Source organism: Corynebacterium sp. AOP12-C2-36 (assembly GCF_052379185.1).
GTDB lineage: Bacteria > Actinomycetota > Actinomycetes > Mycobacteriales > Mycobacteriaceae > Corynebacterium.
Genome location: NZ_JBQSYJ010000018.1, coordinates 1 through 23906, shown reverse-complemented (window position 1 = coordinate 23906; position 23906 = coordinate 1). Strand labels below are relative to the sequence as shown.

35 protein-coding genes are annotated in these 23906 nt (G+C 66.4%); 27 read left to right on the top strand and 8 right to left on the bottom strand.

Annotation, left to right across the window (positions count from 1 at the left end; genetic code table 11):
- Window positions 1-7 precede the first annotated feature (7 nt).
- A complete protein-coding gene (locus tag ACT3UN_RS13515; protein ID WP_444657288.1) occupies window positions 8-568 on the bottom strand; it encodes a DUF4352 domain-containing protein in 561 nt (186 codons plus the stop codon).
- Window positions 569-768: 200 nt separating this feature from the next.
- Here ACT3UN_RS13515 and ACT3UN_RS13510 point away from each other — a divergent pair, with 200 nt between their 5' ends.
- Window positions 769-2832 carry a neutral/alkaline non-lysosomal ceramidase N-terminal domain-containing protein gene (locus ACT3UN_RS13510; RefSeq protein ID WP_444657287.1) on the top strand — a complete coding sequence of 688 codons (2064 nt, stop codon included), beginning with the start codon at window positions 769-771 and terminating at the stop codon, window positions 2830-2832.
- Between the two features lie 45 nt (window positions 2833-2877).
- Here the strand turns inward: ACT3UN_RS13510 and bcp are convergent, their stop codons facing one another.
- Window positions 2878-3375, bottom strand: a complete 498-nt coding sequence (gene bcp / locus ACT3UN_RS13505; RefSeq protein ID WP_444657286.1) for a thioredoxin-dependent thiol peroxidase — start codon at window positions 3373-3375, stop codon at window positions 2878-2880.
- Window positions 3376-3538: 163 nt separating this feature from the next.
- Here bcp and ACT3UN_RS13500 point away from each other — a divergent pair, with 163 nt between their 5' ends.
- Genes ACT3UN_RS13500 through ACT3UN_RS13490 form a run of 3 tightly spaced genes read left to right on the top strand, consistent with a single transcriptional unit; the run spans window position 3539 to window position 5439 of the window.
- A complete protein-coding gene (locus tag ACT3UN_RS13500) occupies window positions 3539-3820 on the top strand; it encodes a DUF3618 domain-containing protein (RefSeq protein ID WP_301443307.1) in 282 nt (93 codons plus the stop codon).
- Window positions 3817-4977, top strand: a complete 1161-nt coding sequence (locus ACT3UN_RS13495; RefSeq protein WP_444657302.1) for an AbrB family transcriptional regulator — start codon at window positions 3817-3819, stop codon at window positions 4975-4977. The genes ACT3UN_RS13500 and ACT3UN_RS13495 overlap by 4 nt, the downstream gene beginning before the upstream one ends.
- Before the next feature lie 45 nt (window positions 4978-5022).
- Window positions 5023-5439, top strand: a complete 417-nt coding sequence (locus ACT3UN_RS13490; RefSeq protein ID WP_301443309.1) for a phage holin family protein — start codon at window positions 5023-5025, stop codon at window positions 5437-5439.
- A 4-nt stretch (window positions 5440-5443) separates the two neighbouring features.
- On the opposite strand, the gene ACT3UN_RS13485 is transcribed toward ACT3UN_RS13490, so the two are convergent.
- The 6 genes from ACT3UN_RS13485 to ACT3UN_RS13460 form a co-directional block, all read right to left on the bottom strand.
- Window positions 5444-6643 (bottom strand): MFS transporter, encoded by a 1200-nt coding sequence (locus ACT3UN_RS13485; protein WP_444657285.1) that lies wholly within the window; start codon window positions 6641-6643, stop codon window positions 5444-5446.
- 480 nt (window positions 6644-7123) lie between these two features.
- On the bottom strand, window positions 7124-8299 hold the full coding sequence (locus tag ACT3UN_RS13480; RefSeq protein ID WP_444657284.1) for a tyrosine-type recombinase/integrase: 1176 nt from the start codon (window positions 8297-8299) through the stop codon (window positions 7124-7126).
- Between the two features lie 84 nt (window positions 8300-8383).
- A complete protein-coding gene (locus ACT3UN_RS13475; RefSeq protein ID WP_444657283.1) occupies window positions 8384-8515 on the bottom strand; it encodes a hypothetical protein in 132 nt (43 codons plus the stop codon).
- A gap of 165 nt (window positions 8516-8680) precedes the next feature.
- The gene (locus ACT3UN_RS13470) at window positions 8681-10234 is read right to left on the bottom strand and encodes an HIRAN domain-containing protein (RefSeq protein WP_444657282.1); all 1554 of its coding nucleotides are present in this window, start codon (window positions 10232-10234) and stop codon (window positions 8681-8683) included.
- Entirely contained in the window at window positions 10231-10608 is a 378-nt protein-coding gene (locus tag ACT3UN_RS13465) for an ImmA/IrrE family metallo-endopeptidase (protein ID WP_444657281.1), read from the bottom strand. The genes ACT3UN_RS13470 and ACT3UN_RS13465 overlap by 4 nt, the downstream gene beginning before the upstream one ends.
- Before the next feature lie 11 nt (window positions 10609-10619).
- A complete protein-coding gene (locus tag ACT3UN_RS13460) occupies window positions 10620-11141 on the bottom strand; it encodes a hypothetical protein (RefSeq protein WP_444657280.1) in 522 nt (173 codons plus the stop codon).
- A gap of 203 nt (window positions 11142-11344) precedes the next feature.
- Here ACT3UN_RS13460 and ACT3UN_RS13455 point away from each other — a divergent pair, with 203 nt between their 5' ends.
- The 23 genes from ACT3UN_RS13455 (at window position 11345) to ACT3UN_RS13345 (ending at window position 23419) form a co-directional block, all read left to right on the top strand.
- Window positions 11345-11557: a hypothetical protein gene (locus tag ACT3UN_RS13455; RefSeq protein ID WP_444657279.1), complete on the top strand. Its 213-nt coding sequence runs from the start codon at window positions 11345-11347 to the stop codon at window positions 11555-11557.
- A gap of 26 nt (window positions 11558-11583) precedes the next feature.
- On the top strand, window positions 11584-11829 hold the full coding sequence (locus ACT3UN_RS13450) for a hypothetical protein (protein ID WP_444657278.1): 246 nt from the start codon (window positions 11584-11586) through the stop codon (window positions 11827-11829).
- Window positions 11826-12014: a helix-turn-helix domain-containing protein gene (locus ACT3UN_RS13445; RefSeq protein ID WP_444657277.1), complete on the top strand. Its 189-nt coding sequence runs from the start codon at window positions 11826-11828 to the stop codon at window positions 12012-12014. Before ACT3UN_RS13450 ends, ACT3UN_RS13445 begins: the two co-directional genes overlap by 4 nt.
- Complete coding sequence (locus ACT3UN_RS13440; protein ID WP_444657276.1) at window positions 12011-12325, top strand: hypothetical protein; 315 nt, start codon at window positions 12011-12013, stop codon at window positions 12323-12325. Before ACT3UN_RS13445 ends, ACT3UN_RS13440 begins: the two co-directional genes overlap by 4 nt.
- 461 nt (window positions 12326-12786) lie before the next feature.
- Entirely contained in the window at window positions 12787-13107 is a 321-nt protein-coding gene (mihF, locus tag ACT3UN_RS13435) for an integration host factor, actinobacterial type (RefSeq protein WP_444657275.1), read from the top strand.
- Window positions 13108-13246: 139 nt separating this feature from the next.
- Entirely contained in the window at window positions 13247-13534 is a 288-nt protein-coding gene (locus tag ACT3UN_RS13430; protein WP_444657274.1) for a hypothetical protein, read from the top strand.
- 101 nt (window positions 13535-13635) lie between these two features.
- Entirely contained in the window at window positions 13636-14331 is a 696-nt protein-coding gene (locus ACT3UN_RS13425) for a hypothetical protein (RefSeq protein WP_444657273.1), read from the top strand.
- 151 nt (window positions 14332-14482) lie between these two features.
- Window positions 14483-15481 carry a YqaJ viral recombinase family protein gene (locus tag ACT3UN_RS13420; protein ID WP_444657272.1) on the top strand — a complete coding sequence of 333 codons (999 nt, stop codon included), beginning with the start codon at window positions 14483-14485 and terminating at the stop codon, window positions 15479-15481.
- Window positions 15478-15816 (top strand): hypothetical protein, encoded by a 339-nt coding sequence (locus tag ACT3UN_RS13415; protein WP_444657271.1) that lies wholly within the window; start codon window positions 15478-15480, stop codon window positions 15814-15816. Before ACT3UN_RS13420 ends, ACT3UN_RS13415 begins: the two co-directional genes overlap by 4 nt.
- A gap of 11 nt (window positions 15817-15827) precedes the next feature.
- Entirely contained in the window at window positions 15828-16328 is a 501-nt protein-coding gene (locus tag ACT3UN_RS13410; RefSeq protein WP_444657270.1) for an NUMOD4 motif-containing HNH endonuclease, read from the top strand.
- Window positions 16328-17188 carry a hypothetical protein gene (locus tag ACT3UN_RS13405; RefSeq protein ID WP_444647344.1) on the top strand — a complete coding sequence of 287 codons (861 nt, stop codon included), beginning with the start codon at window positions 16328-16330 and terminating at the stop codon, window positions 17186-17188. The genes ACT3UN_RS13410 and ACT3UN_RS13405 overlap by 1 nt, the downstream gene beginning before the upstream one ends.
- Window positions 17185-17610, top strand: a complete 426-nt coding sequence (locus ACT3UN_RS13400) for a single-stranded DNA-binding protein (RefSeq protein WP_444657269.1) — start codon at window positions 17185-17187, stop codon at window positions 17608-17610. The genes ACT3UN_RS13405 and ACT3UN_RS13400 overlap by 4 nt, the downstream gene beginning before the upstream one ends.
- A 185-nt stretch (window positions 17611-17795) precedes the next feature.
- Window positions 17796-18671: a hypothetical protein gene (locus tag ACT3UN_RS13395; RefSeq protein ID WP_444657268.1), complete on the top strand. Its 876-nt coding sequence runs from the start codon at window positions 17796-17798 to the stop codon at window positions 18669-18671.
- Window positions 18650-19204, top strand: coding sequence for a hypothetical protein (locus ACT3UN_RS13390; RefSeq protein ID WP_444657267.1), 555 nt, complete (start codon window positions 18650-18652; stop codon window positions 19202-19204). Before ACT3UN_RS13395 ends, ACT3UN_RS13390 begins: the two co-directional genes overlap by 22 nt.
- Window positions 19201-19671, top strand: a complete 471-nt coding sequence (locus ACT3UN_RS13385) for a hypothetical protein (RefSeq protein WP_444657266.1) — start codon at window positions 19201-19203, stop codon at window positions 19669-19671. Before ACT3UN_RS13390 ends, ACT3UN_RS13385 begins: the two co-directional genes overlap by 4 nt.
- Window positions 19672-19735: 64 nt before the next feature.
- On the top strand, window positions 19736-19969 hold the full coding sequence (locus ACT3UN_RS13380) for a hypothetical protein (protein ID WP_444657265.1): 234 nt from the start codon (window positions 19736-19738) through the stop codon (window positions 19967-19969).
- Window positions 19969-20247, top strand: coding sequence for a hypothetical protein (locus ACT3UN_RS13375; protein WP_444657264.1), 279 nt, complete (start codon window positions 19969-19971; stop codon window positions 20245-20247). The genes ACT3UN_RS13380 and ACT3UN_RS13375 overlap by 1 nt, the downstream gene beginning before the upstream one ends.
- Window positions 20244-20621, top strand: a complete 378-nt coding sequence (locus ACT3UN_RS13370) for a hypothetical protein (protein ID WP_444657263.1) — start codon at window positions 20244-20246, stop codon at window positions 20619-20621. The genes ACT3UN_RS13375 and ACT3UN_RS13370 overlap by 4 nt, the downstream gene beginning before the upstream one ends.
- The gene (locus ACT3UN_RS13365) at window positions 20618-20821 is read left to right on the top strand and encodes a hypothetical protein (protein ID WP_444657262.1); all 204 of its coding nucleotides are present in this window, start codon (window positions 20618-20620) and stop codon (window positions 20819-20821) included. The genes ACT3UN_RS13370 and ACT3UN_RS13365 overlap by 4 nt, the downstream gene beginning before the upstream one ends.
- 70 nt (window positions 20822-20891) lie before the next feature.
- Window positions 20892-21197: a hypothetical protein gene (locus ACT3UN_RS13360; protein ID WP_444657261.1), complete on the top strand. Its 306-nt coding sequence runs from the start codon at window positions 20892-20894 to the stop codon at window positions 21195-21197.
- Window positions 21198-21205: 8 nt separating this feature from the next.
- Window positions 21206-21964, top strand: coding sequence for a hypothetical protein (locus ACT3UN_RS13355; RefSeq protein ID WP_444657260.1), 759 nt, complete (start codon window positions 21206-21208; stop codon window positions 21962-21964).
- Complete coding sequence (locus tag ACT3UN_RS13350) at window positions 21954-22346, top strand: hypothetical protein (RefSeq protein WP_444657259.1); 393 nt, start codon at window positions 21954-21956, stop codon at window positions 22344-22346. Before ACT3UN_RS13355 ends, ACT3UN_RS13350 begins: the two co-directional genes overlap by 11 nt.
- A gap of 83 nt (window positions 22347-22429) precedes the next feature.
- Window positions 22430-23419 carry a hypothetical protein gene (locus ACT3UN_RS13345; RefSeq protein WP_444657258.1) on the top strand — a complete coding sequence of 330 codons (990 nt, stop codon included), beginning with the start codon at window positions 22430-22432 and terminating at the stop codon, window positions 23417-23419.
- Window positions 23420-23906: the final 487 nt, after the last annotated feature.

The following is a 23906-nucleotide window of genomic DNA, read 5'->3' as shown; positions in this document are numbered from 1 at the left end:
GCTGCGGTCAGAGCGCGCCGATCCATTCGGCACGGTCGGTCCCGGCCTCGAAGTTCTCCTGGAAGCTCAGCCGGTACTCACCGGGGTCGACGGGGCCGTCGAAACAGATCGTCCCGTCCTCGCTCTGACCGGGGGCGACCTCGTCGAGCACGTGGACGGTCTCGTCGGAGACCGTCTGGGTGCGCGGATGCTGCTCCGGGTCGTAGAGCTTCCACGCCGCCAGCCCGCGCACGTTGAGCGGCTCGGTCTCGCTGGTGACCGTGAAGTTCACGTCCGCGCAGATCTGGTTCGACGGATCGCGTTCATACTCCCGCAGGTTGTCCACGGTGATGTCGGCCTTGTCGATGCTGATCGTCTCACCGATGCGCGGCAGGTCGGAGTCGATCCCGTCTCCGTCCCCGCTGTCCCCGTTGTCCTCTCCGTCCCCGCTGTCCCCAGCGCTGGCGGTGGACGAGCTTGTGGCACCGTCCCCGTCGCCGTCGCTGTTGTCGTCGTCCCCACCGCCGCAGGCGGCCAGGACGAGGGGTGCGGTGAGGACGAGGGCGGCGATGCTGCGGCGTCTGGTCATGGATCTCTCCTGGTGATCGTGCCGGTGGTTGCGACCGAATCTATAGCAGCTCCTACCGAACCTGCATCGGGATCGCGCTGACCAGCGCAATCGCCGGAAACGATGTTCGCCCCGCGAAAACCACGGTCGTTTTCCTTGCGTTCCGGAAACAAGGGCACCCCCACCCAGGTAGCGTCAGTGCGGACCCGAGGGGAGCCCGAATGACCGAATTCTCACGCCGCACGTTCTTCGCCGGCCTCGCCGCGCTCGGGGGCACGGTGCTCTGGTCGTCGCACACCGCGACCGCCGGTACCGCCCAGGATCGTGCGCAGGGAGCACCGGACGCCGACCGACTCGCCGTGGGCCGCGGCATCGCCGACACCACCGGCGAGCCCCTGGGCGCGGGCATGGACGGCTACGCCGTGCAGGAGCAGACGAGCGTCGGCATCCGCCAACGCCTGTACTCCCGCGCCTTCATCTTCGACGACGGCACCAACCGGTTCTGCCACGTCACCGTGGACACCCCGCTGATGTTCCAGTCGGTTTTCCTGGAGGTCCTGCGCCGACTGCGCGCGGACTACGGCGACACCTACACCAGCGACAACGTGGTGGTCACCGCCACGCACACCCACGTCGGCCCCGGCGGGCGGTCCGGCCACGCCATGGTCGACCTGGTCTCCCTGGGTTTTCGTCCGGTGACCTTCGAGGCACAGGTGGCGGGCATCGTGCGCTCGGTGCGTCGGGCACACGGCGACGTCGCCCCGGCCGAACTCACCCTCGTGCGCGGTCACCTCGACGGTGTGGGGGAGAACCGCTCGAAGCAGGCCTTCGACCGCAACCCGCCGCAGGACAAGGAGGCCAACCCGGACGGGGTGGACCGCACCTCGGTGACCCTGCACGTCGCGCGCGCAGGCACCCCGGTGGGGCTGATCAACTGGTACTCCGTGCACGCCACGAGCTTCAGCCCGGAGATCCGCCACATCTCCGGCGACAACAAGGGCTTCGCCGCCTACAGCGTGGAGGACGCCGCGGGCGTGGAACACCGCGACGAGTCCGGGCTGGCGGCAGCGCCGTTCGTCGCGGCGTTCGCGCAGGGCGCGCCCGGGGACGTGACCCCGAACCACGGCCTGGTGCCGGAGTCCGGGCCCGGTGGCGCCGGGGTGCAGGGGCAGAAACGTTCGGTGGAGATCCTCGGCACCCGGCAGGCAGACGCCGCGCGGGACACCACGGGCCGCTTCGCCGGCATCCCCGGTGGGCTCGAGGGACGCACCCGGTGGGTGGACATGGACGCCGTCGACGTCGACGGGCGGTGGACGCCCGACGGGCGCCCGGGACGCACCGGCCCGGCGGTGCTCGGCGCGGCGTTCGCGGCGTCCAGCCAGGAGGACGGCGGCGGCCTCGACGTCGACATCGGGCTCGACGAGGCCGAACGTGGCGGCGCGCCGTGGGTGCGACAGCTCAACGAGCTCGCCCCGGTCCCCGAGGACGTACGTGCCGTGCACGCCCCGAAGGACATGCTGCTGCCGATGGGCTACATCGACGGGATGATCCAGCAACGCCACATCTTCGGCGTGTGGCGTCTCGGAGGGCTGGTCCTGGTCTACCTCGGTTTCGAACCGACGGTGACCGCAGGGCTGCGCATCCGACGCACCGTCGCCGAGGCGATGGGGGTGCCGCAGGACAACGTGGTCGTTCAGGGCTACTCGTGCGGTTACGGCCACTACGTCACCACACCCGAGGAGTACCTGCAGCAGGACTACGAGGGCGGCGCGACCGCGTTCGGACGCCTGCAGCTGCCGGCGGTGCAACAGGTCGTGGACGCGCTGGCGACGGCGCTCGCGGTGGGGGAGGACGTGGCGTCCGGCGTCCCGGCCGGGGACCTGACCGGGGTGATCCCGGACAGCCCGGCGGCCGTGGCGCTGCCGGACACCGCCGCGCCGGGCCGCGCCTTCGGCGACGTCCTGTCCGGCGGTGGGGACGTGTCCCTCGGGCAGACCGCCACGGTGCGTTTCGTGGGGACGAACCCGAACAACGACCTGCGCCTGGAGGACGGCTACCTGCAGGTCGTGCGCGGCGGACCGGAAGGGACGGTCGTCGCGCACGACTCCTCCTGGTCGACGTTGCTGACCTTCGACAGGAGTGTCACCGAGACCACCACCACCGTGGAGTGGGACACCACCGGCGCCGAACGCGGCGAGCACCGGGTCGTCCTGCGCGGGGACTGGCGCGACGCCGGCGGCACCGTTCGGCCCTTCGAGGGCTCGGCGACGGTGCGCGTCGTGTAGTTACGTCAGAGCACGTCAGAGCACGTCAGAGCACGTCAGAGCACGTCAGAGCACGTCGCGTGCGATGCGGGCGACGTGCCCGGTGGCCTTCACGTTGTACTTGGCCATGCCGATCGTGCCGTCTGTGTTGACGAGGAACGTCGAGCGGATCACGCCCTGGACGATCTTGCCGTAGTTCTTCTTCTCACCGAAGGCACCGTAGGCCGTCAGCGCGGTCTTCTCCGGGTCGGCGAGGAGCGGGAAGGTCAGCTCGTGGTCCTCGCGGAACTTCGTGAGCTTCTCCACGGTGTCCGGGGAGATGCCCAGGACGTCGATGCCGGCGTCGTTGAGTTCGGTGAGCGAGTCGCGGAAGTCGCAGGCCTCGGTGGTGCAGCCCGGGGTGTTCGCCCGCGGGTAGAAGTAGACGATGACCTGGCGTCCGCGGTAGTCGGAGAGGCTGACCTGGTTGCCGCGGTCGTCGGTGAGGGTGAAGTCCGGGGCGACGTCGCCGACCTCCAGGACGGTGCGGGCGGGGGTTTCGGAGGGGTTCTCGGGAGTACTCATGGCATCCGAGTGTACGGCGGACGGCGCGGCTACGGCAGGGCCGCTGCACGGGTCGCTACGGCGACATCGGAGGGTTCTTCTGCACCGCACGCACCGGAGAACGTACAATTCAGGAACAATCTCTAAAAACCGTCATTCACGACCAGCAATGCAGGAGACTTCAGTGGCCCGCACCATCGACTCTATCCAGAGCGACATCGAACGCACCCGTGACCAGCTCGCGAGGACACTGGACGAGCTCAGCGTCCGCGCGGCTCCGAAGAACCTGGCGGACGAGGCGAAGACCCAGGCGTCGAACATCCTCGCCCAGCCGAAGGTCCAGCTCATCATCGGCGGCGTCGTGGCCGGGGTGGGCCTGGTCGTGGCCCTGACCGTGGTGGGCAAGCGCAACGAGAAGAAGCAGATCAAGGAAATCCAGCGCCTGCTGGCCGACGCCCGGTCCTGATTCTCATCCCCGCACCGCGCGACCCCCGCGAACCTCACGGGCCCCGGCGGATCTCCGGCACCAGGCGTGCCGTCGAGATCGCCGGGGTCTGCGCATGTGCGCTCGGCCTCGGGGCGCTGTGCACCCACCTGGGTGTGCCGGCGTCCTGGATCTTCGCCTTCCTGGTGTCCTTCGGCGTCTACGCGATCGTCTCCGACCGCCAGACGACGCCACCGACGCGGCTGATGCAGCCGGCGCAGGTCGTGATCGCCATGGTGTGCGTGGCGCCGCTGGTCGAGCTCGACGGTTCCACCGTGCTCGGCTACGTGGTCCCGACGCTCCTGGCGCTGACGATCACTCTGGCGGTGTGCGCGGCGGCGGCGTTCCTGCTGCACCGCTCCGGTGCCGCGAGTGCGGTGAGTTCGCTGCTCGCCACGCTGGCCGGCGGGGCGAGCGGGATGACGGTGCTCGCCGCGGAGCTGAAGGAGGACGTGCGTTTCGTCGTCCTCACGCAGTACCTGCGGTTGTCGCTGGTGGTGCTCACCCTGCCGGCATTCGTGCAGCTCTTCGCCGCCGGCTCGGCGGGCGGCGCGGGCGGTACGGCGGGGCAGGACGCCGCGGCGTCCGACACGGCGCCGTGGTGGTCCCCGGAGCTGCGTCCGGTCGTCGGCGCGTTGGTGATCTGGGCGATCGTGTGGCTGCTGGTGCGGCTCACCCGCCGGGTGGTGAAGGTGCCCGTGCCCTACCTGCTGGTGTCGATGCTGCTGACCTGGGTCGCCGGCGTGGCGGGGATCTCCGAGCAGTGGCTGCGGCCCGAGGGCCTGATCCTGCTGTTCGCCTACGCGGTGATCGGGGTACAGGCCGGCGGCACGCTCACCAAGTCGGCGCTGCGCCAGTTCAGCCACAGCCTGCCGTTGATTCTCGCGGCGGTGGCGTCGATGATCCTCGGTGCCATCGTCGCCGCCCTGGTGATCGCCCAGGTCAGCGACGTCCCGATGCTGGACGCCTACCTGGCGACCGTGCCCGGGGGGATCTACGCTGTGCTCGCCTTCGCCCACGAGTCGGGGTCGGAGCCGATCGTCACGGTGGTGCAGGTGATGCGCACGCTGGCGATGCTCGTGATCGGTGCGTACCTGCCCACGGTCATCGGCTGGTGGGGCCGGCGGCGCCGGAGCTGACCAGGCCTGACCTGACCGTGCGCGCCGCGATGGTAGTTTCAGGCCATGGGCTTCATCTGGAACTTCCTCGTCCGTGCCGTCGGCACCGCCCTGGGACTGTGGGTCGTGACCTACTTCGTCACCGGGGTCACCGTGACCGCCCCGTCGCAGCCGCTGGTCGGCGACGGGTCGAACGACCGGCTGTGGGTCTTCCTCGGCTGCGCGGCGGTGATCCTGCTGCTCAACATGACGGTGCGTCCGGTGCTGCGGCTGCTGGGCCTGCCGCTGACGATCCTCACCCTGGGGCTGTTCGCCCTGGTGATCAACGCCGGCGTCTTCCTCCTCGCCGAGATCCTGGCCCAGGCGGTCGGCCTGGGGCTCAACATCGACTCCTTCAGCGCGGCGTTCTGGGGCGCGATCATCATGGCGCTGGTCAGCTGGGTGCTCGGGCCCATCACCGGGATGCTGTCTGCCCGGCGCTGACTGTCTAGCTGCCGCGTTGCAGCGTCCGGGAGTCGGCGACCGTCGACCACCCGATCGCCGCGGTGACCAGCAGCACCCCGCTGAGTCCGAAGGCCCAGCCGAACCCGGCGGCGTCCACGACCATCCCGGCGAGCAGTGGGCCGAGGACCCCTCCGAGGTCCTGGAACATGGAGTAGCCGGCCACCGTCGACCCGCCGCGCTTCGTGCCCACGATGTCGGCGAGCACGGCCTGCTGCCCCGGGTTGACCAGCGCGGACCCTGCCCCGGCGACGAACATCGCCGCACAGGCCGGCGCGATGCCGGGGGAGAAGGGGAAGGTCACGTAGCCGACGGCGGTGACCAGCATGCCGAGCACCAGCATCGGTTTGCGTCCGACGGTGTCGCTCCAGCGTCCCGACGGCAGGATCAGCACCGCGTTTCCCGCCGCGTAGGCGGCCAACGCCCAGGCGGCGACGGCGGCGTCGCCGTGGAAGGCGGCGGCGACGAACAGGGGCACGATCGACACGCGCACACCGAAGGACGTCCACCCGAAGGCGAACACGGAGCCCAGCAGCACCCGGTACTGCGGGATCCCCAGCGACTCGGCGAAGGTCAGCGGAGTACGGGGACTGTCGTCGGCGCGCACACCGGCCAGCGTGGAGCCGCGCAACGCGACCCACACCACCGTCGCGGCGACGACGAGCATGCCGAAGTAGAAGACGAACGGGGCGCGCAGTCCGAAGCCGGCGACGAGGGCGCCGAACACCGGGCCCATGAGGTTGCCGAGCAGGAAGCCGGCGGCGTTGATGCTGGACACCCGCCCACGGGCGTCCACCGGGCTGACCTTGATCAGCAGGGCCGTCGCTGCGACGGTGAACATGATCGAGCCCAGGCCGCCGAGCCCGCGCAGGATGAGCAGCTGGGTGTAGTTCGCCGCCAGGGCGCAGGCGCCGGTGGACGCGGCGACGACGAGGATCCCGAGCGTGTAGGTGCGCCGCTCGCCGAGACGTACGACGACGCGCCCCGCCAGCGGTGCGCCGATGAGCCGCATGAGCGCGAAGGCACTGACGATGCCGGACGCCGCGGCGTTCGAGACGCCGAACGCGTGCGCGTACTGGGGGATCGCGGGGGCGACGACGCCGTACCCGAGGGCGACGGCGAAGGCGCCTGCGACGAGTGCCCACACCTCGACGGGCAGCGGCGTGCGGTTTCTTCTGTTGACCATGACTGGGCACTGATACTACGAGGTGGTGCGGCGGCGTGCTCGGGTGCCTCCCGGGTTGCGGCGGTGCTGCGCGGTGCGGCGGTGCCCGAGGGGCCAAGATCGAGCGTGGGATGTCTGAACACCCGTGTTCAACGATCCCACGCTCGATCTTTGCCCCTGTCTCCGTCGGGGACGGGTACCAAGTTGGACTTGGGAGCGTTGAGTCGGCCAACTCAGAGCTCCCAGGTCCAACTTGGTACCCCACCGGCCGTTCGTCGCCGACTGTGGGGGAGGGGTAGCGCGGGAATTGGGCGCGGCATGACGAAACCCCAGGTAGACTCTGGTCGGTGACCGTGTCTACCTGGGGTAGGTGGTGCGTCATCAGGGACTTGAACCCCGAACCCGCTGGGAGGGGATCTCGGCGTTTGTGATTCCATCTATTTTCGACTAGTGCCCTGTATCCGCAGGTAGTTGCGCTGTCTATCGCACACGTTCCATCCGTTACCCGTTGGTCGCCATTTCTTTCTGTGCATTATTTGTGCACTCCAGCACCCCGTTGAGGACCAGGGCCACCTCCGGCCCCTTCGCCGTCCGATCGAGATAGTGGTGCTCCGTCACCGTCGAATCCGAGTGCCCCAACTGTTGCGACGCCGCCTGCAGACTCACGCGATCGTTGAGCCACGTAGCCACGGACCGCCTGAAGGTGTGGGGCGTCACCCACGACACGTCAGGCTCGCCCGTCTTCTGGTCGGCGGGTCGTGAGTCCCACGCTTCCTTCGCCTGCCGCATCCACCGCTCGATGTTCGACTTCGTCAGCGGCTTCCCCGTGCCGGTGGGGAACACCGACGAGTAGGTCTGCATCGTCGCTCGTTGCTGTGAGCGCACAGCTTCGGCTGCGAGATCCGGCAGTTCGATGATCCGCCGGCGTCCGCCGCCCTTCACGTCATGGATCACCGCGGTCGGGGGCGTGGCGTCGAGATTGAGGTCGTCCCATTGCAGGCGAAGCGCGTCGGAGATCCGCACTCCCGTGCCAGCTAGGAAGTCGAGGACGTTGGGGAACGGCAGGGCCCGCGGCCGAGGCCCGTGTCCGGGGGCGGTGGTGAACCACTGGGCCATGCGTCGCACGGTCTGCAGCTCCTCCATCGTGAGCGCCCGTGCCTCCGGCGTTGTGATCTTCGGCGGCAGGGTGTCTCGCACGGGGTTGTGGAGGACCAGTCCGTAGCGCACGGCGACGCCGAACGCGCCAGAGAGCATCGACCGCGCCCGCTTCGCGGTGGACGGCGCGAGGGCGCGGAGGAACGCGTCAAGCCGCCCCGCGGTCGCCTCGTTGAGACGTAGCTGTCCGATGCCGGGGGTGATGTGGTTCCGGGCCGTGGAACGGTAGACCTCGAGCGTGCCGGCGGAGCGATCGAGGTGGTCGAGGTAGTGGTCCACCAGTGCTGTGATCGTGCTCGCCGTGGTCAGGTCGTCCGTGTCCGCCACACCGGCGGCGTCCAGCGCCGCCTGCTTCGCTCGGCGCACCGCTTCGGCCTTCGTCGTCCCGTTCTTCCGGATCTGCTGTGTCTGGCCGTTGAGGAGGCGTACGCGCAGGTTCGCTTGCCATCTGCCGGTGCTGATCTTGATGGCGTTGACTTCACCGTAGGTTCCCGGCGGTGTGACCGGTCGTCCTCGCGCCATTGATAGACTCCTGGTGTCTGCTGCTGAGTATGTGGACGTTCTGACCCTCATCGCCCTGGCCGGCGGTGGGGGTCTTCTGCTTGTCTAGATCCGCAGCGCGATCGAGATGATGAACAGCGCGATGATGATTCCTCCAGGTATGGCGAGAATTGTGGCGATGATTGCAAGGAGGATGATTAGAGCGCGTGGTGGTGGTTTCTGCTCTGGTGGGGTCATCTCGGCCTTCTGTAGTGGGAGTCTTCTTCGTGTGTCGAGTTTGTCGGAGGGGTTCGGCGAGCCCCGTAGTGTCACGGGTGCGGGGCCATCGTGGTCGGTGGCCTTCGTAGCTGAAGGGTGTCAGCTCAGCGACCCCCGCGGGAATGAACCCTCGCGGGGGTTCGTCTATGGAGAGGTGCCAACCCCTGAGGTTGCGGGAGAATCGGTTTCCGGCAACGAAGAGGACGACATGCCGAAGCCGATGACGATTAGCACGGCCGCAATGGGAGCGACGACCTTCCACTTCCTCGCAACCGGAGCTGGCGGTTGGCTGTCGTTGAGTCCGCTGAGCAACGTTCGGTCTTCGTCAGTGAGGTACTGGGCGAGATCGCGGTTCGTAGTCTGCTCTTGCTGCCACTTTGCGTGAGACTTCTTGTCCTGACTGCGACAGCGCAACGGCCACCCGCAGGCAAGAGCGATACCAGCACCAACCATGATGTACCCGATCGCGAGAGCGGCTGATTCTCCGAACGAACCCAGCCCGGCGATGGCGCACATGACGGCGAATGCGATGCCGACCCACAGCAGGATGCCGGTCTTGTTGGGCACCTTCTGAGCCGCGCTGAGCACGGCTGCACCGGATACCTTCCCATCTACGTAGAAGTCACTGACCTTGATCTCCGGACGCGTTTTTTCCCCTGTGGGTGTCGAGATCGGAGGTGACTGGGGAGGCGTGGGCTTCGACGCCGCGGAAGGTCGGGAGACCTTAGGGGCAGGAGCTCGCTCTTCCTCTACCGGTTCGATCTCGTCCTCTTCTTCCTCCCAGTCATCATCCCAGTCTTCTTCCTCCCAGTCCGGCTCCCACTCCTTCTGCGGAAGTTGAGCATTTTCGCCCACATAGGCGTCAGGGACGCCGTACTCGGCTGGGTCAGCACAGAAAGGGACCAGGCGGGGCAATGGAGCGATCTCCGGCTCCAGGTCTTCTTCGGACAACTCGTGGGCTTTCGCGGACTGCAGAGTGACCTCGGCGGAGAGTGACGACCCCTTGATGGTCGCACGGGAAAACGTCGTGAGACCTATGTCATCGAAGTGCCGTACGGCGAGGGCGTACTTCCCGCTCGTCTGCTTGGACAGCTCGCCGATTCGTTCACCGTCGAGACGGACTTCCACTGCTTCGTATTTTGCTCGAATGCCAGCGATGAACAGGTGCAGGGACACAAGAAGCTGGCCGACACCGGACGGCGGAACGTAGTCTAGGAGCACGTCAAAGTGGTCAGACTCCTTCGTTACCTGCACGGTAGAACCGTGGGGTAGGAGGGTCCATCCGTCGTGCGGAGGTTCGTTGAGTGGAGCGATCATGTCAGGGTCTCTAAGCGAGAGTCGGACGTTGAAGCTCCAGTTGCCGGCGTAGTCCTCGTAGGACCACAGGCGAGCATGCGCGATGGGAGTGTACCCGCTGGCGACGATCCTTCTGAGCTGCTGGTAGCGAGCGGAGTCCTCCTCCGGAAGGTAGCCGATCACCCGGTTCTTCCAGCGCACGGAAATAGCTTGGCCGTTCTCGCTGTAAGGGTTGTCAGGTTCCGGGATGAGTTCAGCGGTGAAGAAAACCTCTTCCTCTCCGCCCGCCTTGTAGGCCGACCTGAGATCGAGCAGGTGCTTGGAGTAGTAGTACTCCCCGGCGACCTCCTGGCTACACCAGTGTTGCCCGGGAACTGACACGTCGTAAGTACGATTCATCATGCTATTGATGTCCTTTCAAACATATTCCGCCAGACTTCCACGAGGTGCCGAGTGACGCCGAGGTGCCAGGCGATGGCGCCGACGTGAGGGCCGTACAAGCGCTCGGCGTCTCGATACTCGTCCGGGGCGATGAGTGCCTGTGCTGCCCACGTGTCAGCTCGGCGTTCTGTCCGGGGGTTGTTGGAGTGCTCGTCCTTGTGGATCGCATGACCGATCTCGTGGGCGAGGGCCGAGCGGGCTGTGTAGGGGTCGAGGTCCTCCTGGATGAAGATCACTTTGTGCCTGTGCAGGTAGATCGCGTTGAGGTCGGGGCGGAGTTGTGGGGTGGGGACGATCGTCACGTCCAACTCCTTAGCCTTGGTTTCTAGGTCCATGTTGTTCGTCTCTACGGGTCTTCGGGCTCCTCGAGTCGGGGAGTGCGGGGCTGTGCGGCTCCACGCAGTGCGTTGGCGTCGCGCAGGGCTTCGTCTAGATCTTGCTCATCGTCACGGACACTTGGGGTAGTTTCGTCGCGATCGGGCAGGTCAACCGATGTTTCTCCGGGGGTAAGAACAGGAAAAGGGACGATGTCGGCGACTTCATTTAGCGGAGCATCGCGGTCTTCGGGGCGGATCATGCGAAGTCGACGAGCGAACTCCTCGAGCAGCTTCCTGTCGGGCGCGACCTGGAGCGCTGTGTCTATCGGGATCAAAGTCGCTTCATCGGCGGTGATGTGGCCGGTCTCCGCGAGGGAACGGACAACGTCACGATCGTAGGCGCGAGACAGAGCCACAACGGTGGGGGCGGATAGGTGCCCGTTCCTGAGCTGATGCGTGAGCGTCGACGTCGAGACCCCGGACTTCTCGGCGGCCGCGGACTTCGTGTCCGGGCCGATGAGGTCCTGGAACCATGCTTCGTGAGTTGTCATGTCGCCAATTATTGCCAGACGGGCCGGAAGAACGCAACCCTTTGCGACAGATTCCGGGGCTCTGACCTGCCGAGATTCTTGTAATTACAGACAACACTTGGCAGGAATTACAAGAATTGGTTGACAAGAACTTGTCATCCGTGGCAGTCTCAACGGTGTCAGCAAGAGTTGGCGACAGACCGAAAACTAGCGAGGAGGGGACCGTGCGACAGACGTACCGGATCCGCCCCGAGGTCATCGACCGGGCACGAGAGCGCCTCGGATGCACCTCAGACGAGAAGCTCGCCGTCCGACTCGGCATGACAGCGGCGACGATCGGCCGGGCCCGACGAGGCGAGAGCCCCAGCCTCGGAACCACGATCGCCTTGCTCAATGCCGCCGCTGTCGACCTCCCGGTCGGCGTCGAAGCTGCCTGACACTCACACCACGAAGGACACCCGACATGAAAATCATCGAAGACACCTCCGGTCACTCCTGCACGGTCCCAGACCTCCGCGTCCGGTATCTCGTGGTCGAGTCGACCAAGGCCCGCTACGAGATCGCCGAGTACCCCGACGCCCGCGCCGGAATGAGGTGGGGCGAGATCTGGAGCCTGACGACCCACCGGAAGATCAGCCACTCCAGCAAGGTCGGGCAGGCCGTCCTCGCCGCCGCCCGCGTCCACGTCGCCAAGGCGGTGGCGGCATGAGCTCAGCGACCTACACCGTCCGGGAAGCGGCGAAGCTCCTCGGCATCGGCGCCTCCGCGGCCTACGCCGCAGCGAAGGCTGACGCGTTCCCCGTCCCGGTCATCAAGATCGGCGGACGCTACGTCATCCCCCGCAGGCCTCTCGACGACCTACTCGGACTGACCACCGAGGAGGTGACGGCATGATCGCCGCTGACCTGCACCCGGCAGAAGCGGCGTACTACGCCAGCATCCGCGCCGGAGCGCCCTGGGCGACCGCCGCCGAGGCCGCTATGAAGCATCTCGCCGACGCTGGCCGGCCGTTCTCGTGCGACGACCTCCGTGAGCTTCTGGCCGACTGCGGCGACCCGCCCACCCCCAATGCGTTCGGCGGCTTGTTCATCTCCTGGTCGAAGCAGGGCCTCATCCAGAAGGTCGGCGGAGGATCCTCCCGCGCACTCAAGCGCCACGGCGGGCACCGCCACCTTTGGAGAGGTACCAACCACCCACCGAGCTAGACCCCCTAGTCGTCTGTCGGGGAAGGACGGACGACCGCAATCCCCTTCGCGAAGTGCCCCGCTGTCTCAGCCGCAGCGGGGAGGGTGCAAATCCCTCGTCGGGGGCAAGGCCGACTGGCCTCGATATTTGAGAACTGAATCCTGGAACTCCGAGGTGAGATACGGGGTGGCGAGCGCTGGTTCACAGACGCGCCACGACCCTCCCCACACCGCGGTGCCCGGCCCTCAACAAGCCGGCCCGCGAGGTAACGCCCTCGGAGGTATCCAGACCCCGCCCTGGTCGCAGGTGAGCCTGCCACCGTCGTCACGGACGAACCAGGGCACCGGGGTAGGGGCGTGAACGCGTGCACAGCACACCGCAAAGCATCGCCCACGACCGGCGCTTTTCTGTTCCCCGCGAGGTGATAGCTGCGCCCCACCCCTTCCACTCCAGAACACCCACAGACCCAAGGAGGTCACCCATGACCCTGCCCACACTCACGCCCGAGCAACGCGAAATCGCCCTGGAGAAGTCACGCGCCGTCCGCCGGCTCCGAGCTGAGCTGAAGAAGGACCTGAAGTCCGGGAAGCTCACCCTCGAAGACGTCCTCGAAGGACGCGCCGAGATCGCACAGAAGATGAAGGTCGCCCAGCTCCTCGAAGCCCTCCCCAACGTGGGGAAGAAGCGCACCGGGGTCCTGATGCTCGAACTCGGCATCGCCTCGAACCGGCGCGTGCGTGGCCTCGGCAAGCACCAGACCCGCGCACTCCTCGAGCGCTTCGGCTTCACCACGAAGCTCTGACCCCTCACACGAAGAACCGCCCCGCATGTCCTGGCAGACCTGCGCGGGGCGGCAACCGATCCACCGATCAAGGAGGACCAATGACACACACCCTACCGCCGGGACCGCCCCGGCACTACACCACCGGCGAGGAGGCATCGTGAAACCGCACGACTACGAGTACCTGAAGGCGATGGTCGACCACCCTGCAGGTCGTGGCGCGCCCGGTCGGCGAAGCCACCAGCACCCGTTCCAGCCACCGGTCCCGCCGGAGCACCTGAACCTGGGGGAGAAGACCCCCAAGGACGAAACCCGGGAGCTGTCGTACTACCAGCGCAAGACCGACAACGTGGGCGCCGTCCTCTTCGTCCTGCTCTGCATCTTCGCCGTCGGCCTGCTGATCGCCGGCATCGGGAAGCTCGTCTGGGCGGTGCTCCCGTGGCTGTAGACACGACGTGCCGTCGACCCGGATGCCAACGCCGTGCAGACAGTCCGTCCCACATGCTGTGCCAGGACCATGCCTACGCCGTCGGCGCTATCCGCCCCCTTGTGAGCTCCGGCCCGGCGCAGCAGCGGATACGCGACCTACTCGATGCAGGGTGGAGCCGCCACGCGATCGGCTCCGCCGCCGGCATCGCCCACACCACCGCCACAGCAGTCCTCGAACAGGGGCGTATCAGGCACGACACCGCCAAGGCGATCATGTCCGTGCCGGTGACCCCACCGCCGGAACGTGGGCACCATCCGGAGCTCACGCGCCGCCGACTCCAGGCCCTACGCGCCGCAGGCTGGACGCTGGAGGAGCTCTCCGGGCACACCGGCATCGGGGTGGGGTCGATCTGCTCGATGACTCGCGACGACTACGACCACCGGATACCCGACGACAAGGCCACCACGGTGCACGACGCCTACGAACGGCTGGGGGGTCGAGGCGTCATCCGTCCAGCATCCATCAGGGTTCAGGCCCGCCGGTGGGTTCCGCCGATGGTGTGGGACGACATCGACGACCTCGACGAGACCCACGTACTCGAACCAGGGAACGTCTGGGTCGCTGGAGCCGTGCTGGCTCAACTCCTGGCGCTACTCGATGCACTCGGGTCCATGGACACCGTCTCCCAGGCCTGCGGCGTTCACCGGCAGTCGCTGAACAGCTGGCTCAGCGGGCGGCGCGCTCATCTGTCCATCAAATCCGCCCGGGGGATCTACCGGGCTACCCGCGAGCTCAGGAAGGAAGCAGCAGCATGACCCCCGATCCCTGGGCCATGACCCCCGAGCGTCGGGACGAACTGCTCCGCGTCTACAACGACGCCTGGCATGCCTGCCGCAGCCTCCGTGACGGCCACCGCGAAGCCCTCAGGGCTCAAATAGAAAGACGCATCGAAAGGACGCTGCAAGCATGACCCCCAGACCAGTCACCGACCCGCCCGCGCCGGGCACCGCGGGGTGGCGGCGCATGATCACCGCGAGCAAGGTCGCATCCATGCTCCAGGACGCCGATGGCGAGTACCTCGGTCTCGGCTACCAGTCAGCGTTCGAGCTGTGGCACGAGATGGCCGGCCGGTGGGAACCGGACGCCATCGAAAGTCGCGTCCTCGACCGCGGTCACTGGATGGAGCCCTCCGGTCGGGCGTTCTGGCAGTACGAGAACCCCGGCTGGCGCATCAGCCGCAAGGAGGTCGCGTACACGGACCCAGAGCTGCCGTTCCCCAACCTCGTCACCCTCGACTCCCGGGCGTCGCGGGGCCGGTCTCGCCGCATCGTGGAGATCAAGGCACCGCGCAAGGACCAGGGTGTGCACGACAAGTGGCGCGCCCAGGTCATGTTTCAGATGGGCGTCACAGGCATCCACCAGGCGGACCTGGTGCTCATGCCGCAGTACGGGGAGGAGCGCATCGAGCACATCGAGTGGGACCCGGACCTGTACACCGCGATCGTGGACGACGCCGCCGCCTTCTGGGACCTCCTCGAGGCCGGCGCCCCGCCGGACGCCGGTGCGAGTGAGCACGCCGCTCAGATCCTCGCCGCCCTGCACCCCACCCCGGAGCCGGACACTGCCGTCGAGCTGCCGGTGGACGTCATGGACGAGTGGACGACCGCGCTTGACCGCTCCGCCGCCGCGGAGAAGGCGCTGGCCACGGTCGAGAACAAGGTCCGGGGGCAGATGGGCGACGCAGCTCGCGCCAGCTTCGACGGCCGCGTCGTCGCCTCCCGCACCGCCGGACGGTTCGCGAAGACCCGCCTGCCGAAGACCGACGAGGCGAAAGCCGCGGTCGCCGCGTGCACCGTCACGAAGGAAGCCCTCGACACCGCCGCGCTGAAGCGCGACCACCCCGACCTGTACGCCGCCGCCACCGCGGCGCCCACCTACGTCTTCAAGAGAGGGGACTGGAAATGACCAGTGCGAAATCCCTACTCGGCGCGGCCGACTTCACCTACGGCCTCACCGAGGAGATCCGCGAGCTCCAGAACGAACTTGCCCTGGCGAACCGGGACAGGCGCGAGCTCGAAAGCACCAACCAGCGCGTAGAGATGCGCGCCGATGACAACGCGAAGAAGTGCAGGCGATACCGCAACGCACTCGACGCGCACGAGAGGGAGGACGCGCAGGCCATCGAACTGCTCCGCAAGGCCCGCCAGACCATCGGCATCAACCCCGAAGGCGCCCGCAACCTCATCGACCAGGCCACTACCATCCTCAACCCGCCGGACAACGCCCCGGCTCCGTTCTGAAAGGACACAACATGACCAGCGAACGCTGGCTCCCTGTAACCGGCCATGGGGGCATCTACGAAGTGTCTGACCAGGGGAGAGTTCGAAGTTTGAGCCGAGTGGTGTCGACGCGCAAGGGCGACCGGAGGTACCGGGGCAAGACTCTCGCCCCGAAGTCGAACCGACATGGCTACCCGCTGGTCGTTCTCGCCGACGGTGGAGTCCTCCGATCGAAGAGGGTCCACCGCCTGGTCCTCGAGGCGTTCGTTGGCCCGTGCCCCGAGGGCATGGAGGCGTGCCACAACAACGGCGACAGGGGAGACCCGCGCCTGGCGAACCTCAGATGGGACTCAGCATCCGAGAACCAGCGTGATCGGCGCCGACACGGTACCGACTACCAGGCCAACAAGACCCACTGTCCGGCCGGACACCCCTACGACGCAGAGAACATGAAGGTGATCCCGTCTCGTCCGACCGCCCGCTACTGCAAGGCGTGCCACAAGGCACGATCCACCAACCGAAAGGCTGCATGATGACCAGCACCGAAATCCAGACCCAGACCCACGACGCCGACATCGCTGTCGCCCGCCAGCAGCAGGCAGCTGTCCCGTCCTCCCTCTCGTCCACGGTGATGACGATGGAGGAGAAGATGCGGTGGTCCGACATGATGAGCAAGGGCAACATGGTGCCACAGCAGTACCGCGGCAACCCCGCCAACGTCCTCTTCGCCCTGGAGTACGCCGAGAGCGTCCACGTCCCCGCCATCCACGCACTGACCTCCATCAGCGTCGTCAACGGACGTCCCGCCCCGATGACGAACCTCATGGTCACTCTCGCCCGCCAGGCCGGGCACAAGGTGACCACGGACTACGACCCGCAGACCCAGACCGCCACCTGCGTGATCTGGCGACGGGACGAAGACGAGCCGTCGTCGCCGATCGTGTGGGACGAGGCGAAGGCGAAGAAGGCCGGACTGTGGGGAGGTAAGGGGCCCTGGAGCAACTACACCGACCAGATGCTGAAGTGGCGTGCTCAGTCCGAGGCGATCCGCACGCACTGCGTGGAGGTCCTTGCCGGTGTCACCGAGTCCGCCGAGGAGGTCCGCGACCGGGAGGGTGACCGGGTGAAGGCCACCGCGGAGCGCACCGACCGTCGGGGTGGCCAGTCTGCCCTGGAGCGGGCGAAGAAGAAGCCTGCGCCGGAGGAGAAGGCCGACCCGTCGCAGCAGGCGTTGGAGGGCATCGGCCGGTGCCAGGACGCTGACCAGCTCGACCAGATGCTGAACTGGGCCGCGAACCAGGGATTGTCCGAAGCGCAGCTGGACGCTCTGAAGGACGCGGCTGCCGCCCGTGCCGACGAGCTCGGGCTCGTAACCGAGGGGGAGCAGGCGTGATCACACCCCAGTACTACTCCGGCGGCCTCGTTGCCGACCCCGAACTCGAGTACAGCCCGGCGGGGAAGCCGCGCTGTCGCTTCCGCATCGGTGAGTCCGACAGCAAGCAGGTCAGCCCCGGACAGTGGGAGAACACCCAGTCCGTCTACTGGTCGGTCACGATCTTCGGCCGGTGGGCCGAGGCTGCCGGCCAGCTGGTCAAGGGGCAGCAGATCGTGGTGAAGGCGAAACCGGTGACGAGTCAGTGGGAGGACCGGGAGGGCAACAAGCGGTCGCAGAACCAGCTGACCGGCTTCGAGTTCTACGTGCGTCCTGCCCTGCCGAACAACACGCCTCCGCAGCAGTCGGGCGGGTGGAACCAGCAGCAGGGGAGCGCGCCGCCGACCTCCGGTTTCAGCGGAGGCGACGAGCCGCCCTTCTAGGCGCATGCCTGTTCGAATCGTCCGACCGGACCGTGACCGCCACCATCACGCCGACGACATGACTGCCCGCGGGGTGGCCGGCTGGATGGGGTGCACCACCTGCCAACGCGGCAGGCCGCTGTATCTCACCGTCGCCGCGGCCGGCGCCATATCTCAAATTCTCAAACCCCTGGAAGGAGGATCGCATGAGGATCCGGTCGATTAAGCCGGAGTTCTGGCGGTCGGAGGACATCGCTGCCCTTCCGTTGTCGGCCAGGCTGACGTTCATCGGCCTGTGGTCCTACGTGGACGACAACGGAGTCGGGGAAGCCCGGACATCCTCCATAGCCGCGGATCTGTACGCCGACGACCTTGCATGTAATCCGCATGAGACCCTCCGGAGGGTCTCCGGAGACACTCAAACACTGGAAGACGCCGGATTGATCGTCCGGTACATCGTCGGGAAGCGGCATCTGCTGTACGTCACGACGTGGAAAGATCACCAGGTGATCAGTCGCCCGTCGAAGGGGCACTGCTACCCCCTCCCAACTGCGGAAACGATAGAGGCTCATGCAAAGTGCATGAGACCCTCCGGAGACACTCACGACACCCCATTGCACGGAGCAGGGGAACAGGGGAGCAGGGGAACAGGGGAACAGGGGATAACTACTTCGCCCGAACCTCCGGTTCCGGCGACCGAGCCGAAGCGAGCCGCATACCCGCCCGAGTTCGACGAGTGGTGGCGCACCTACCCGAAGCACAAGAACGGGTCGAAGAAGGACGCCTACGCCGAGTGGCGCAAGGCGACCAAGATCATCGCCCCGGACGAACTGCTCCGCCTCACCAGCGAGTACGCCGACCGCCCCGGCGTCTCAGACGTCGACTACTGCCCTGACGCCCACCGGTGGCTGAAGGGCCACAAGTGGGAAACCGTCACGGAAACCGACCAGCAAGTCGCTGAACCCCGCCCCTCGCACACCTTCGGCACCCGGCCGGAGGACTGGCTGCAGGGCTTCGACAACCCCGAATCACCCGACGTCCTGGAAGGAGAGCTGGTCTCATGGCCGGAGATCGAGCACTGACCGAGCGCGAGAAACTAGCCGCGACAGTGCTGGCGTTCGGCAAGTCCCTCACCCCTGACCGCTTTCCCCGCCCGACGCGGGAAGCGCTCGTCGCCTGGGGAATGGTCCTCGGCGAGATGCGCGTGCCAGCCGAGGTGTGGCCAGAAGCGATCGCCTGGTGGTCCATGAACTCCGCCAGTGACCGGATGGCCACGCCACGAGAGCTCAAGGAAGCCGCGCAGCACATCGTCCGCGACGTATGGGAGACCCACCCGGAGAAGCGGCGGATCCTCCAGGACCACCGTGCTGCCCGCCTGCGGGCGAGGGAGTCGCGTGGCGAACTGCCGCCAGGCACGGCACCAGAGGCCGCCGGCGACACCGGCATGGTTGCGATCGAGCCGCGGAGCGCGGACACCACGACCCGGTGGCGGGAGACGCGAGCGAAGATCGCACAGCGTGCCCGTGAGCGCCGCGCCACCGAGCGTCAGCAGGCCGACGAGGTCCGTTCGCGTCTCGACGTCACCGAACCGTCGGGGGAGGGGGCGCCTGGATGACAACCCCGCCGCGCAGGTGCCTGCGGGTCGGATGCCCCAACCCGAAAGCCGACCCGGACCGGGTGGGACTGGGCCTGTGCGAGCAACACAACCGCCAACTCGCGGACGGCACGATCGGCACCGGCCACGACCCAACCAGCCGCGAAGTTCCCGTCGCCCGCGCCCAAGCCCTCCTCGCCGACATCGCCGCCCCAACGGAGTCCGTGCGCAGCGTCGCCGCCCGCACCGGCCTGTCGAAGGACCTCGTGCACCACGTCCGCCGAGGCACCTGGGCCCACGTCCGGTCGAAGGCGTGGGAGCAACTGCAGAACGTCCACGCCGACGTGATGCACGCCCGCCGCACCGCACCCACACCGCCAAAACAGCGCCCACTGGCCCCTCTCCCGGACTTTCAGCCCATACCCGAGGGCTGGTGCCAACTGGCCCTGTTCGACCCCGCAGAACCCCCAGAAACCGACGCCGCCTAACCACACACGCAACCATCCCGCCCAACGAATCGACCACACGAGCGAACACAGAAAGGAGCACAGTATGCCGCCCGCCACACACCAACTTCCACCGCCACCGCACCGCCACGCGATCGCCAACATGACCTTCGACATCGTCCGCCACTGCCGCACCCAACGCGCCGCCGCCTACCGACTCGGCATCACCGTCGGACAACTCCGAACTCTCATCAAGCACCCCGAAACCCCCGTCCCGGACCGCCTCGCCTTCCGCATCCGTACCTGCCACCAACTCGCCACCGGCCGCAAGGTCGGCTGATGTTCGCGATGCACCGCCGCGCCCTCCTCCAGCTCGCGGATACCGGCCAGTGCCAACCCTGGATCGCCCGCGACTTCATCACCGACGGCCTCGCCCTCCGCGCCTGCCACGCCCGCGGCCCACACGACTGCGGACGCGGCTGCCCCGGCCACGGCCGGCATGTCCTCACCACCCACGGCCACCACCTCGCCTGGCTCCTGCGCACCATCAGCGACGAGCTCCACCAGGACACGGCCCCACCCATGACCCAACTCACCATCCCAGGAATCGCCCCATGACCCGCACCCGAGCATCCGCTAAAGCCGCCGGCGCCCGCTTCGAACGACAGGTCGCCGACTGGCTCCGAGACCAGGTCTCCGAGTTCATCGACCGCCGCGCCAAAACCGGCGCGAAAGACCGCGGCGACCTCACCGGCGTCCGCGCCCACGGCAAACGCGTCGCCGTCGAGATCAAGAACACCAGCCGCCCCAACCTCGCCGGCTGGATCGCCGAAGCACACACCGAGGCAGGCAACGACGACGCCGCCGTCGGACTCATCGTCCACAAGCGCCACGGCGTCGGAGACCCCTCCCGCCAGTGGGTCACCATGACCCTCTCCGACCTCGCATTCCTCCTCACCGGAGACGAACAGGAAGACAGGTACGAACCATGACCCACACCGTGTGCGACGTTGTCCCGTCCGGCCGTCCTGATCCCCGCGACCCGTACCGGGAAGGGGAGGTGCGCATGCCGCACCCGCACTGTCCCGCCTGCCGCGAATGGGCCGAAGAGCACGGCTGCGACTGGGGCAAAGCGGCCGAATTCTACGACCTCACCCTCACCGACGACGGCGAATGGGTGGAAACTCCATGACCCGCTTCCGACCCCGACCCGTCCGGCGTCCCCGCACTTGGTGGCGGCGCATCCTCCGAAGGAGAACCCGATGACCCCCCTCGAAACGATCCTGACCCTGTCCCTGCTCGTCGTGGTGCCGTGGGCGGTGTGGTCCGCCATCGACCTGATCGCCCTGCGCCGCGACGTGCGCGGTCTGGGCGCGGATGTTGACCGGCTGGACGGTGCGGTGGACTACCTCACCAGCGCCGCGACGCTGACCGAGGGGCGTATCGACGGCCTGCTGGAATGGCGCAGCCACACCGCCGACCTCGACGTCCCCACCGTGGACGAGCCCGAGCAGCCCACCACCCCGACCTACCGGCCCGTGCCGGACGACTTCCACACCAACCGCTAGGAGACACCATGATCGACCAGACCGACCAGACCGACCAGACCCCGACCGTGACCGACGAGGCCATCCGGAGGGCGCACGAATGGTGCGACCTCCACTGGCCCACGGACGAGAATCGGACCCCGATGGCGGATGTCATCCGCCACTACCGCGCCACCGTCCCCGCCCCGCCTGCGACCCTCGCCGCCGAACTGCGGTACCGCGCCACGCTGCTTTATAACGGCGACCCTGATGGAGACTCGGCAGCGGTAATCAGCGCCCTCGCTGATCGTGTGGAAACCGTCGAGAAGGAGCGTGACAAGGCTCAGCAGGATGCCGTGGACGCATGGGAGCACGCAGCACAGACGGACAGGGATCATGTGCGGGCAATGGGACTGTGGGAACAGGACTATGCCCGCGTGGCGAAAGAGCGCGACGAGGCCCGAGCTGAGGTACGCGGACTGACGACTGATATAGAGAGCACCGATTCGGCAATGGCGCACGTCGAACGGCAGCGCGACGAGGCCCGCGCCGAACTAGTCCGAATCTCCGACATTCTCGATGGAGGGCCGGAACAGCGACTCGAGGATACGGTGCGAAAGTGGCGACACGAGGCAGAAGAAGCCCACGCTGAGGTGGAGCGGCTGACCCGTGAGAGCGCTGCCCGACTTGACCAGATCAAGGAACTGGAGAGCAAGGTCAGCCGAATGGTCGCCACAGGCTCGACGTATCCTTCCGACGCCCTGCCCGACCCCGCTGACTACGCCGAGGAGCACGCCAATGACCAGTGAGAAGGAACTACGGCAGATCGCGGCTGACCAACTCCGAGCAAGCCGCCTCCATCTAGCCGATGACGTCGCGCTAGTGATCACCGATGGCCTCGACGGCCTGGAAGATCACGACCTCGAACAGGTGGCCGAGATGGTCAGCACTTGGCCGATCCCGGAACTGCCGCTGGGAGACCGTCACGGCTACTGGTGGCCGAAGCACGGGCGCAACTACGGGTACGTGAGCGGGCACGTTCCCCTCACTCGAGGCGGGGGACTCCGCCACGGGGAGTGGGAAGTCGTCATCGGGAGGGGGAGTGGGTATATCCGCCTCACCCCAGCCGAGGCCGAAGAGCTCGCGTCGCTGCTGCTCGCCGCCGCGCACCACGAAAGGAACCAGGAATGAGCGCAGGTTCCGACCGTCCAGGCGAAGGGACAAGCGGGGGTAGGCCGTATCTAGCGAACCTGACAACGGGGTATTCTAGCCGCATGGAAATCCGCAAAGAACGTCAACTCTCGCCGGTGGCAGATGAAGTCAGCGCACTGATAGCAGTAACGCGACCAATAATCGCTGGACTCTTGCACTCGATAGCGGAAGAACACCTCGAGGTTCATGGAGGAAGAAAGAAGCTACTCCTCAAGAATATCGGCCGCGTCAGGAAGAGTAGCGACGGAGATCTTGGCGTTGCATTCGAATACGCTGTCCATGATGCAATTAACAGACACGAAGAGAGTGTGATCGATAGAGTAGAAACAGCTCTCAGAGTGGCAAAAATCCGCGGGGGTTCTCCCGACTCCATTCTTTCCGCAATCGAGAAGTCAGGATCCAAGCAGCTGATAGACACTCGACGGGATCTTATAACCCCAGACTCTCAGTTGATGACAGGCCGGCCGGGCCGTCCCATTAAGCTGCAAGCACAGTTGAACAACTTGTCTGCGGCCTTTAGGCGGCCTCAAGTCCGCACCGGATTGCCAAAGAGCATTAACGGACTCTGGAAGGCTGACCTTTTCTTAGGCTCGGCAGCTTCCGATCGGTGGCTTGGAGCCACGGTGAAAGTGAATCCCCGCTCCTTGGAGGCCGCGAACGGCCTGCGTGTTGCCATAGTTCCCAGCTCGTCCAACAAATCAGATGCGGTCAAGAAGGATGAAGCAAAGAACCTGATCGTATGCCCGATACCTTACGACCCCAGCTTTATGCTTGTCTTCTATGAAGGAATGCGCATCGTACAGTCGCTAGTCAGGAACGATTTCAATATGCCGAAGGACGTAGAGCTGCCAGCTCCCTCCCACAGAGAGACTGCCCGTGTCTATGTAGAGCGTCGAGAATATTCTGTCGAGGATGTGCTTGAAGCAACATCACCGTACGCCCAGCCGCACCTCCTCGAGACTAAGCCCGAAGACGTCATGACAGAGACCATTGACCTGACGAGGCAGGCGGATACCGAAACTGCAATTGGACCCCTTCCGAGTTTTTACTAGACGGTTCTGAGGTTTATTGATCTCAATACTATCTGGCAAATTGCAGTTAGACCGACGGACGCTGCCATTAAACATTATCTGACCGGAGATTCCATGACTGAGGTCATCTTGTTGACCGTCGACATCGTCGGCCAGTAGCCACACTTCACTCCTGTAAGGTCCCCACCGCACACGAAGCGGACCGGGGGCCTTACGCATACCCAGACAAGGAGAAGTCCATGATCCCGATCCACCCCGAACTCCAGGCGGTAGGCATCATCTGGGCCGCCATCGCCATCGTTGCGACCCTCACGTGGTCCATGAAACGGGCGAGAATGGCCATATGCCGCCACCTTGCGCCACGTTGGCGGATACAGAGGTCCCGGCGCATAGGCGCCACCCAAGCATGGGCCGTCCTCCGATGGAGACGGGTTACGTCCTCTAGCGTGGTGTATCTGTAACTGCTGGTGACCACCCCGTCAACGACGACGGTGACCACCGCAGGTAT

Coding starts and splice junctions, on each gene's coding strand:
- ACT3UN_RS13515 (WP_444657288.1), bottom strand. CDS start 568: ATGACCAGACGCCGCAGCATCGCCGCCCTCGTCCTCACCGCACCCCTC.
- ACT3UN_RS13510 (WP_444657287.1), top strand. CDS start 769: ATGACCGAATTCTCACGCCGCACGTTCTTCGCCGGCCTCGCCGCGCTC.
- bcp (WP_444657286.1), bottom strand. CDS start 3,375: ATGAGTACTCCCGAGAACCCCTCCGAAACCCCCGCCCGCACCGTCCTG.
- ACT3UN_RS13490 (WP_301443309.1), top strand. CDS start 5,023: ATGGGCTTCATCTGGAACTTCCTCGTCCGTGCCGTCGGCACCGCCCTG.
- ACT3UN_RS13485 (WP_444657285.1), bottom strand. CDS start 6,643: ATGGTCAACAGAAGAAACCGCACGCCGCTGCCCGTCGAGGTGTGGGCA.
- ACT3UN_RS13480 (WP_444657284.1), bottom strand. CDS start 8,299: ATGGCGCGAGGACGACCGGTCACACCGCCGGGAACCTACGGTGAAGTC.
- ACT3UN_RS13475 (WP_444657283.1), bottom strand. CDS start 8,515: ATGACCCCACCAGAGCAGAAACCACCACCACGCGCTCTAATCATCCTC.
- ACT3UN_RS13470 (WP_444657282.1), bottom strand. CDS start 10,234: ATGATGAATCGTACTTACGACGTGTCAGTTCCCGGGCAACACTGGTGT.
- ACT3UN_RS13465 (WP_444657281.1), bottom strand. CDS start 10,608: ATGGACCTAGAAACCAAGGCTAAGGAGTTGGACGTGACGATCGTCCCC.
- ACT3UN_RS13460 (WP_444657280.1), bottom strand. CDS start 11,141: ATGACAACTCACGAAGCATGGTTCCAGGACCTCATCGGCCCGGACACG.
- ACT3UN_RS13450 (WP_444657278.1), top strand. CDS start 11,584: ATGAAAATCATCGAAGACACCTCCGGTCACTCCTGCACGGTCCCAGAC.
- ACT3UN_RS13445 (WP_444657277.1), top strand. CDS start 11,826: ATGAGCTCAGCGACCTACACCGTCCGGGAAGCGGCGAAGCTCCTCGGC.
- ACT3UN_RS13440 (WP_444657276.1), top strand. CDS start 12,011: ATGATCGCCGCTGACCTGCACCCGGCAGAAGCGGCGTACTACGCCAGC.
- mihF (WP_444657275.1), top strand. CDS start 12,787: ATGACCCTGCCCACACTCACGCCCGAGCAACGCGAAATCGCCCTGGAG.
- ACT3UN_RS13420 (WP_444657272.1), top strand. CDS start 14,483: ATGACCCCCAGACCAGTCACCGACCCGCCCGCGCCGGGCACCGCGGGG.
- ACT3UN_RS13415 (WP_444657271.1), top strand. CDS start 15,478: ATGACCAGTGCGAAATCCCTACTCGGCGCGGCCGACTTCACCTACGGC.
- ACT3UN_RS13410 (WP_444657270.1), top strand. CDS start 15,828: ATGACCAGCGAACGCTGGCTCCCTGTAACCGGCCATGGGGGCATCTAC.
- ACT3UN_RS13405 (WP_444647344.1), top strand. CDS start 16,328: ATGACCAGCACCGAAATCCAGACCCAGACCCACGACGCCGACATCGCT.
- ACT3UN_RS13395 (WP_444657268.1), top strand. CDS start 17,796: ATGAGGATCCGGTCGATTAAGCCGGAGTTCTGGCGGTCGGAGGACATC.
- ACT3UN_RS13390 (WP_444657267.1), top strand. CDS start 18,650: ATGGCCGGAGATCGAGCACTGACCGAGCGCGAGAAACTAGCCGCGACA.
- ACT3UN_RS13385 (WP_444657266.1), top strand. CDS start 19,201: ATGACAACCCCGCCGCGCAGGTGCCTGCGGGTCGGATGCCCCAACCCG.
- ACT3UN_RS13380 (WP_444657265.1), top strand. CDS start 19,736: ATGCCGCCCGCCACACACCAACTTCCACCGCCACCGCACCGCCACGCG.
- ACT3UN_RS13375 (WP_444657264.1), top strand. CDS start 19,969: ATGTTCGCGATGCACCGCCGCGCCCTCCTCCAGCTCGCGGATACCGGC.
- ACT3UN_RS13370 (WP_444657263.1), top strand. CDS start 20,244: ATGACCCGCACCCGAGCATCCGCTAAAGCCGCCGGCGCCCGCTTCGAA.
- ACT3UN_RS13365 (WP_444657262.1), top strand. CDS start 20,618: ATGACCCACACCGTGTGCGACGTTGTCCCGTCCGGCCGTCCTGATCCC.
- ACT3UN_RS13360 (WP_444657261.1), top strand. CDS start 20,892: ATGACCCCCCTCGAAACGATCCTGACCCTGTCCCTGCTCGTCGTGGTG.
- ACT3UN_RS13355 (WP_444657260.1), top strand. CDS start 21,206: ATGATCGACCAGACCGACCAGACCGACCAGACCCCGACCGTGACCGAC.
- ACT3UN_RS13350 (WP_444657259.1), top strand. CDS start 21,954: ATGACCAGTGAGAAGGAACTACGGCAGATCGCGGCTGACCAACTCCGA.
- ACT3UN_RS13345 (WP_444657258.1), top strand. CDS start 22,430: ATGGAAATCCGCAAAGAACGTCAACTCTCGCCGGTGGCAGATGAAGTC.